The organism is Flavonifractor hominis (assembly GCF_040095835.1).
GTDB lineage: Bacteria > Bacillota > Clostridia > Oscillospirales > Oscillospiraceae > Flavonifractor > Flavonifractor hominis.
Genome location: NZ_JBBMFT010000013.1, coordinates 34,931 through 43,486 on the forward strand (window position 1 = coordinate 34,931; position 8,556 = coordinate 43,486).

The window sequence follows — 8,556 nt, forward strand, 5'->3', positions numbered from 1 at the left end:
GAAATATACCCCCTGTTCAATCAACCATTTGTTTTCAACTACACTTCCGATCAGTAAAACCGAAGGGGTAATCAGACGAAAAACAGGGGATTTCTGTTCAGGGAAGTATTTCCCCCTTTTCTTGAACATCTTCTTTCACAAACTCAATCAAATCTCCCGGCTGGCAGTCCAAAAGGGCGCAGAGAGTTTCAAGGTTTTCCCATGAAATTCCTTGCTTGTTTCTGAATTTCTGGAGTGTGGATTGACTAAGCAATCCTTCTGTGCGGATTCGATTCGTATTGTAGCCCTTTTCCTTCAACGCTGCCAAAATATCAATCTTGTAGCACAGCGGCACAAAATTCGCCTCCTTTTCCATTGTCCACATTATAGCGCAAGGACTGCACGAAATCAAGTGCAATTCCGCACAGAAAATAGCACTATTATTCGTGCAATTTGCCAATGGATTTGCACGAATATTCGTGCTATAATGAAGACGGTTAAGAGAGATTCCCAAAGGCAAGTCAAGGCGGACGAAGTAAGCGAAAGCCGAACCAAGAACGCAAGACAAGAGTGGAACTGGATAAGGGAGATTGGGACGCACTGAGAAGAACGCTAGATGCTTAACGCCAACCACCACTTGCCAAAAAATCAAATCCAAAAGGAGAAATGAACTATGAGCAAGCACGAACTGATTTCCATGATTGAGACCATGAACAACTACGATGACCTTGCTGCCAAGGCGAAAGCCAAGGCCGATGCCATCCGTTCTGCAATTAAAGCAGAGATGGAAGAGCGCGACACCGAAGAACTGACTGCCGGAAATTATATCATCCGCTACACCAGCGTGATTTCCAACCGCTTTGACAGCACCACCTTCAAACGGCTGTATGCGGACCTCTACAAAGACTTTACAAAGCCGGTTTCCAGCCGCCGCTTCACAGTCTCTTGCTAAATCAAAAACCGTCCTGCGGGCAGCTCAAAGCCCGCGGGACGGGGAAGGGATAGAACATGAAATACGGATACGCCAGATGCTCCACCAGCGAGAGCAAACAGGACATTGACCGCCAGGTGCGGGAGCTGAAAACAGCGGGCGCAGAGAGCTTTTTTGTGGAATATGAACACGGTGACGCTGACGATAAAAAACAGCTTGCCTTGCTCCTGGAGCGGGCCACGCCAGGGGATACAATCATCACCACGGAGGTCTCCCGCCTGTCCCGCTCGACAAAGCAACTCTGTGAGATTATTGACCGCATCCAGAAGCAAAAGCTGAGATTGGAGATTTTGGGGAGTATCACCATCGACTGCCGTTCCGGTGAACTCGACCCAATGACAAAGGCTTTTCTGCAAATGTCCGGCATCTTTGCAGAACTGGAACTGTCCATGATTCGTGCAAGGGTGCGTTCCGGCATGGCAAATGCAAGAGCCAAGGGAGCCAAGATCGGCAGACCGCAAGCCACCGCAGAGGACATTCCCGCCGCGTTTTATCGGCATTATCCGGCGTTCAAAAATGGTAGTCTGAATGTATCTGAGTTTGCAAGGGTATGTGATTTGAGTAGAACAACAGTCTATAAATATCTTGGCCTTTTGGAAAGGTAGAAGGACAGGGAGCCAAATTAGCTCCCTGTCCTTCTTAGCTTAGCAGGTCTTTCTTTTTTACATCATATTCTTCCTGCGTAATAGCGCCAGAATCTAATAAATCTTTGAATTTCTTTAATTCATCAGCCTTCGTGAATTCCTGTTTTACTTCCACGGTCTTAGGAAAACCCGCGATTAAAGTAGAACGTTTTGCGAATCCAATGATTACAACGCCAAGAACACAAACCTCGAAAGCTGCAATAGGGAAGTTACTTTCAATAATCGCCCAGTTCCCAACCTGACTTCCAAGAGAGATGACACTGTAATGAATGACCAGACACCAAAGAATGGGGACTATACTATGCATTATTCCGTCTTTGTGCTCGCTTTTGGTTACAATAGAAATGATGCACATAACTGCACAAACAGCATAAAAAAATAGCAAAATATAATAAACTATTGGGTAATGAGCTATTAAAGTGAACGGCTTCATATGTCCAGGTGTAGAAGTTGTGACACTAAGATTTACTACTTGAATATTCGCCAAGTTTAAAATGATAAATGAACCTACGAGCAATATTAGCTCCACAACATTTGCTATTTTCTTTCTCATTACAATTTCTCCTTCATTTTAGGTTGAAGCTGCTGGCAACCAATTTTCTAATATTATATAGTAAATTGATGCCTAAATTATAGCCCGTTTATGGGCAATTGTCAATGCAAGGGCTTGATAATACGATTGTTATAACGACATGGGGGTGTCTGCATGATCGTATTTGATAAGCTTTGGGAAACAATGAGGACGAGAGGAATTTCCCAATATAAACTCATAAAAGAATATAAAATCAGCAGTGGGCAGTTGGATCGGCTGAGGAAAAACGGCAATGTCAGCACCTATACGATTAACCAGCTATGCAAAATCCTAAATTGCAAATTGGAAGATATTGCAGAATACATTGAAGATTAGGGCAATGGATGGCACTTTGATCATCCGTTGCTTTTTTCATTCCTAGCATAGTATAATGAAGCAAAATGCGGGGGAGGGCGTAATATGCCGAATTATGGAAAGTATTATATTGGCATTCGCCTTTTACTGCTAAAGCAGTATTTGGAGGCCAACGCGGGAAAAAACCATATTGTAAGCCGCAGAGAAATAGAAGAATATTTAACCGAGCGGGGCTATCCAGTAGAAAAGAAAACTTTGTATTCTGATTTTGCTATTTTGGAAAGCGAATTCGGCCTGCAACTGGAATATGATGTTCACAAGAAGGGCTACCGCCTTCTGAACCCGCCCTTTGAACCTCATGAATTGCGGTTATTGGTGGATGGCGTGCAGTCCTCCAAGTTCATCACAAAAGAAAAAGCCCGTGAGATTACGGGTAAGATCAAGCGACTTGCGGGAAAAGATACCCTTGCCACACTCAACCGTCAGGCGTATGTGGCTGATCGTGTCCGCAGTATGAATGACAGCGTGGTGAAGGATGCCGACCGCATCCATGAAGCCATTGCGGAGGATTGTCAGATTGCGTTCCGCTATTTCCACTATTCACCGGACAAAAGCACCCCCAAGAGCTATTCCAAAAACGGCAATCAACTGATAGTCAGCCCTTATGCTCTCTACTGGAACAACGGAAACTATTATCTTTACGCCTATGATGGCAAAAAGTTTCGCTATTTCCGTGTAGATCGGATGGAGCGCATCAGTTACCCGCTCCCCGAAAAGAGAGAGGGAAAAGAGGCGTTTCACGAAAAGAACCTCACAGGCCAAAAGGCAAAGGTTTTTGATATGTATGGCGGGAAAGAATACAATGTCCACATCCGCTTCCGCAATGAACTGGCGGATGTGGTCATTGACCAATTTGGCAAAGATGTCATGATGATGCCTTTAGACGATTCTCATTTCACCATCACCGTTCCCGTGGAAGTCAGTCCAACCTTCTTTGCGTGGATTTCCACCTTTGGACGGAGGGTAAAAATACTGGAACCCGCCGTCGTAGTAGATAAAATGCGGGAGTTCATCAAAGCAACCGCAGATATGTATGAAGATGTGGAAAGATGAAGGGAAGGTGTGCAGTCACCTTCCCTTTCGTTCGCAGATGTAAAAAGATGTTCAAAGATGCTCCCAGCAGGTCACAGCTGATTTAGATTGTTCTGCAAAATCTCAATTCCTGACTTAGATACGGCAATATAGTATCGCTGTGTCGTGTGAACATTGCCATGCCCCATTTGATTACAAAGCAAGTGGGTAGGAGTATTCATTTCTGCCATTAGGGTTCCGTAGGTGTGTCGAAGAAAATGGTATTTGAAGTTGATGCCCAGCTTACTTTTAATCTCACGGGAAGGATATTTGAAGGAATTGACTGTCTGGATTGTGCCATCAGGCAAACAGTTCACCAGTTCCGTGGAAGAGATTTTCTTGCCGTCAATGTCATCAATGAAGCGCTGTTTTTGCTTCCGAAGGGGAGCCAGTTCCACGGCATCTTTCTCCCTCTGTTCTGCCCGTTTTCTGAGATGTTCCAGAAGGTGGGGGCAAAGGTAAATTGTCCTTCTGGAATTGCGGGTTTTAGGGGCGACAAGTTTGATTAACCCATCCTGATACTGCATCTGGCGGTCAATAGTGATGGTTCCCACCTCCAGATTGACATTATCCCATTTTAGCCCAAAGGCTTCATTGATACGCAGTCCACAATACCTTCCCAGCAAGTAGGCTGTTTCTGCGTTGGTGCCTTTGAAATAATCATCCAAGCGGGATAGTTCCTCTCGGCTGAACGCCACAATGTCGGTATCATCCTCTGTTTTCATTTTCGGCATTTTGATTCTTGTGTCTTTGTTTACGCAAAGTTTGTTGTAAATATCCACATCCAGATAGTTTCTGGAATACGCCTGACCGAAAATCAGATAGAACATCTTCAAGAAAGCTTGTGTGTATTGATAGGAAAACCCTTCCACATAATAGAGTTCTGAGAGATAATCATTGATCTCTGCGGAGGTAATTTCATCTACAAACCGCTTGCCAAACCTATTTTTCAGATGGTTTTCCCATAGACTGTCCTGCTTTTGTTTTGTTCGGTAGGCTCTATCGGTTCTGCCGGTTTCACAGAATTCCGTGAACACTTCCTTGACCGTCCGTCTGACTTTGGGGGTGGGTGTTTTGCCCGCCCGCTCCATCTCAGTCGCTCTGTTTCTGGCTCTGATTGCATCTGTCTTTGTGCGCAGAGGATTTCCGAATTCATCCTTTGCCTTGCGGACATCCTTCTTTTTCCCGTCAGCGGTAATGGTGTAGCGGAACGCCCAGTTCCCACCTTTCAGCTGGTAAACGCCCGTGTCATTCAGCTTTGCCATGATGTGCCTCCCAAAAGTGGATTTTGAAGTGGCACTTTTCTAAAATCACTTACTTTTGGGAAAAGAACTGTGTGGAAGAAAAACAGCAGAAAAAGCCTTGAAAACTCTGCGTTTCTCCGTGAAATGCGAAGCCACCCCCATAGGACGCGAAGCGGCCTGCCCGTCGGCGAGACTGATGGCTCGCGACGAGGCCCGCCACGGCAAGGCTTTCGAGGGCCTGCTGAAGCGCTACTTCGGCTAATCCAAACTGGATAATCAAGCACGTTTTGAGAGGGAATCGGGAAACCGATTCCCTCTCTTTTTGCGTCTGTGCTGCCGAAGTGTGCAACTCGGTCGAGCTACTGGCTCAGTTTGAGGTGGTCAAGACCTGTTCCCTGGAGCGGCCCAGTCCCTACAAGTTTGTGCGGGATTGGTTTGAAACCCAGTTTCCCAAGTACATGGAATATAAAATGGGAGAGGACGGTACATCAGCAGTACCGTCCTCTCTTTTTGTGCTTAATAAACAGAAACATCCACTTTTTCGGGTTCTCCCACGAAAGCTCCTGTTTTATCAATCGTTGCCTGGAACACGCTCCCGGCATTGTTGGCGAATAAAATAGTAGCCTTCTCATTCTCAAAGTACGGGGCGTTTACTCCCATTTCATTGGAATAGGGTATCCTACCTACATCATACGACGATAAATCAATGACCATATTACCCGAGATGTCAAAAAAACCGGGATGAGACCCCTTGTCAGTACAGGCATAGAACAATCCCTCCGAATAGACGGGGAAATTGTGGCCGGGCTTATTGGGCAAGAACTGACAGGTGAATTCGGTGATTTCGCCGTTCGTATTCATGGCACTGAGTGTACCGCTGCCGGACTCGTCCTCTTCGCAGAACAGCAAGTATCCGTCCTGGAATGTGGACATCTTGGATGCGTCAATCTCTGTCTGCATATTAGTTTTTACATTCCAAAGAAGGCATTCCCAGATTGCAACCTCAGCCCGTCCAGTAGGGCTGTAAGATACGCTGTTCTCCCAAGGACCAACCCGGTATTCTTCGTCCTTTGTGTATACGGACACACCTGGAGAAGCAAGAAACACGCCTTCTCCCAGATACATGTAGCAGGAACTGTCCCGCAGGGTTTCACTGCTGCCTTCGGCGCGGAAGCGTACTTCGTCTACAAAAGTTCCGGTATCGGTCATTTCCTGTACCCACTGGCCCTCATCATCCACTACGCCAAGTGTGAATTTGTAGCCATCGTAGGCATCAACCTCTTTTTTTACCAGGTGATAGCCGTCCCCGGAACAAAGGATTTCGTCCCACTCTCCGTTGTTGGGAACCTCTGCTTCTTTACCGCTATCAGCCTCGTTGCCGAGTGTTTCGCTGCTGTTTGGCGTATTCGTTTCATTGCTGCCTGATACGTTGGTATCACTGGTAGTGTCCCCGCCGCAAGCTGCCAAGGACAATATGAGAGCCGCCGTTAGAACAAGGAACCATATTTTTTTCACGTTTCTTTTCCTCCTCCGTAAATATATTAACCGATATTGGTTAATCTAATTTTCGGTTAACATTCAATAAGAAATACAATATCAGTCCAGCGCAGATTACAAGATTGAAGCGCAATGAGAGCGTTAGCACCCATACCATCGAGGTGTTTTGCCGTATTCTGGACTGCGAAGTGGGTGATATTATGAAATATATCAGAGACGATGAAAGTGAATTGCAGGGCGGGGAAACCCGCCCGTTTTTGCTGCATTGAGGAAGATAATTCTGCTTAATAAGCTTAACGGCCCTATGTGGTCAATACAATATCCTGGCTGCATAGTGTTTTGAGAACATTTGCCTTGTGTGCGTCCAACTCCCGCATCCGCTGCGATCGTCCTGGTGTGGCCGGAGCATTTATCCGCTCCAAGTGCCTTTGAAAATTACAAGCGGCAAAGGCAGACTGGCAGGATGAATCGAGCCAACGCCGACGTTTCTATGCCTTCCTTATGCACCGGCGTGCCCCGGTGGATTCAGAAGATTCAGATTTTTCTGGCGCAGAATTGGTAAAGGTGGATTTCCTACAAAGTATCGGGGCCCCATGGGACTTGTCCATGGGGATTTTTTTGCCGTGGCGGGTTGTTGCAAGGGGCGCGGGGAGAGGGAGGCAGGCCGAGCCCCACAGACGGAGGGATGTTATGTTTCGGCTCCACAGGCAGGCTGCAGATACCGATGGGGAGGACTATCTGGAGAGTCAGCGATGGTGGATCTATGCCATTTTGATGTGTGTGGGCGGGTTTTACGGCGCCTTTACCTACACCATTCGGGGCGGTGTGTTCTGCAACGCGCAGACGGCCAATTTCGTACTCTTTGCCATGGCCGTCGGCGACGCCCATGTGGGGAGGGCGCTGTACTATCTGATTCCCATGAGCGCCTATTTTCTGGGCGCTTTTCTCTCGGAGACTGCCCGCACCTCCCTGCGCTGGCGGATGCCCATCCGCTGGGAGACCATCCTGGTAGGGGTGGAGATGGGGATGGTGGTCTTCCTGGGTCTGCTGCCGGAGAGCGCCCCCTATCAGATCTCGCAGGTGGCCATCAATTTCATGTGCTCCATGCAGTATAATACCTTCCGGGCCGCCCAGGGGGTGCCCATGGCCACGACCTTCTGTACCAACCATCTGCGCCAGACCGGCATCGCCTGCTGCATGGCGCTGCGGACCCATGAACACCAGTATGTCCGGCGCTGCCTGTGCCATTTGGGCATGCTGGCGGTCTTTACCCTGGGCGGCGTGCTCTCCACGGTTCTGTGCCGCCGCATCCAGGGAAGGGCGATCTGGGTGGCACTGGTGCCGCTGACTGTTATCCTGATGGATCTCCTGCATGCGGATCTGAAGCAAGGGACCCTGCCCAAGGGGGTATAAGCGGGAGCCCCAAAGCGGGGACGTTATCCGCACAGAGGAAAAGAGCGGGCCCTCCCGGTCATGGCCGGGAGGGCCCGCTCTTTTTGGATGCCGTTATTTGCCCTGTCCCTGAGTAAAGCGCATGAGCATGGTGGCTACCTCAGCGCGGCTGGCAGTGCCCTGGGGATCCAGAGTCGAGCCGTTCTTGCCGGTGAGGATGCCCTCGGCCACGGCCCACTCCATGGCGTCCTGCGCCCAGGCGGACACGGAAGCGGCGTCGGCAAAGCCGCTCAGGCTGCCCTCCGTGGCGGGGGAGCCGGCGTAGCGGTAGAGCATGACGGCCAGCTGCTCCCGGGTGATGGTGGCCTCGGGGTTGGTGCCGTCAGTGATGCCCTCGGCTACCGCCCAGGCCATGGCCTTCTCATACCAGGTGGCCCCGCCGGTGGTGTCCACGCCGTCCAGACGGGCCAGGACGGTGAAGAACATGGCGCGGGTCATGGAGGCGTCGGGGGAGAAGGTGGTGTCGGAGGTGCCGTTGAACAGGCCCTCGCTCACCACATAGTCCACAGCCTCGCTGGCCCAGTGGGTGGCGGGCACGTCGGAGAAGGCGGGCGTCTCGGGCTCGCCGGGCTCGGTGGTCTCACCGGGCTCCTCGGTCTCGGTGGGAGGCGTGGTGTCCTCGTTATCCGAGTCGCTGCCGTCGTTGTAGGAGCCAACCTGCACCAGGCACTGGGCGGTGTAGCCGCCGTCGCTCGTAGTGACGGTGACGGTGGTCATGCCCTCGCCCACCAC

The 8,556-nt window shown here is 49.6% G+C and carries 11 protein-coding genes; 6 read left to right on the forward strand and 5 right to left on the reverse strand.

Annotated elements, in window-relative coordinates; translation table 11 throughout:
• Positions 1 to 97: 97 nt before the first annotated feature.
• The gene (locus WMO45_RS12975; RefSeq protein ID WP_349141290.1) at positions 98 to 334 is read right to left on the reverse strand and encodes a helix-turn-helix domain-containing protein; all 237 of its coding nucleotides are present in this window, start codon (positions 332 to 334) and stop codon (positions 98 to 100) included.
• A 318-nt stretch (positions 335 to 652) separates the two neighbouring features.
• On the opposite strand from WMO45_RS12975, the gene WMO45_RS12980 reads away from it, so the two are divergent.
• On the forward strand, positions 653 to 931 hold the full coding sequence (locus WMO45_RS12980; RefSeq protein ID WP_349141292.1) for a hypothetical protein: 279 nt from the start codon (positions 653 to 655) through the stop codon (positions 929 to 931).
• A gap of 56 nt (positions 932 to 987) precedes the next feature.
• Complete coding sequence (locus WMO45_RS12985; protein WP_349141294.1) at positions 988 to 1,575, forward strand: recombinase family protein; 588 nt, start codon at positions 988 to 990, stop codon at positions 1,573 to 1,575.
• Between the two features lie 34 nt (positions 1,576 to 1,609).
• On the opposite strand, the gene WMO45_RS12990 is transcribed toward WMO45_RS12985, so the two are convergent.
• Entirely contained in the window at positions 1,610 to 2,167 is a 558-nt protein-coding gene (locus WMO45_RS12990; RefSeq protein ID WP_349141295.1) for an SHOCT domain-containing protein, read from the reverse strand.
• Positions 2,168 to 2,320: 153 nt separating this feature from the next.
• Here WMO45_RS12990 and WMO45_RS12995 point away from each other — a divergent pair, with 153 nt between their 5' ends.
• Positions 2,321 to 2,521, forward strand: coding sequence for a helix-turn-helix domain-containing protein (locus WMO45_RS12995; protein ID WP_349141296.1), 201 nt, complete (start codon positions 2,321 to 2,323; stop codon positions 2,519 to 2,521).
• Between the two features lie 84 nt (positions 2,522 to 2,605).
• The gene (locus WMO45_RS13000; RefSeq protein WP_349141297.1) at positions 2,606 to 3,613 is read left to right on the forward strand and encodes a helix-turn-helix transcriptional regulator; all 1,008 of its coding nucleotides are present in this window, start codon (positions 2,606 to 2,608) and stop codon (positions 3,611 to 3,613) included.
• A gap of 71 nt (positions 3,614 to 3,684) precedes the next feature.
• Here WMO45_RS13000 and WMO45_RS13005 read toward each other — a convergent pair whose 3' ends face one another.
• Complete coding sequence (locus WMO45_RS13005) at positions 3,685 to 4,896, reverse strand: tyrosine-type recombinase/integrase (RefSeq protein ID WP_349141298.1); 1,212 nt, start codon at positions 4,894 to 4,896, stop codon at positions 3,685 to 3,687.
• 495 nt (positions 4,897 to 5,391) lie between these two features.
• Positions 5,392 to 6,390 (reverse strand): hypothetical protein, encoded by a 999-nt coding sequence (locus WMO45_RS13010; protein WP_349141299.1) that lies wholly within the window; start codon positions 6,388 to 6,390, stop codon positions 5,392 to 5,394.
• An 80-nt stretch (positions 6,391 to 6,470) separates the two neighbouring features.
• On the opposite strand from WMO45_RS13010, the gene WMO45_RS13015 reads away from it, so the two are divergent.
• Positions 6,471 to 6,641, forward strand: a complete 171-nt coding sequence (locus tag WMO45_RS13015) for a helix-turn-helix domain-containing protein (protein WP_349141303.1) — start codon at positions 6,471 to 6,473, stop codon at positions 6,639 to 6,641.
• 421 nt (positions 6,642 to 7,062) lie between these two features.
• The gene (locus tag WMO45_RS13020; protein WP_349141300.1) at positions 7,063 to 7,785 is read left to right on the forward strand and encodes a YoaK family protein; all 723 of its coding nucleotides are present in this window, start codon (positions 7,063 to 7,065) and stop codon (positions 7,783 to 7,785) included.
• Positions 7,786 to 7,878: 93 nt separating this feature from the next.
• Here the strand turns inward: WMO45_RS13020 and WMO45_RS13025 are convergent.
• Positions 7,879 to 8,556 (reverse strand): S-layer homology domain-containing protein (locus WMO45_RS13025; RefSeq protein ID WP_349141301.1); only part of this gene is annotated, 678 nt, incomplete at its 5' end.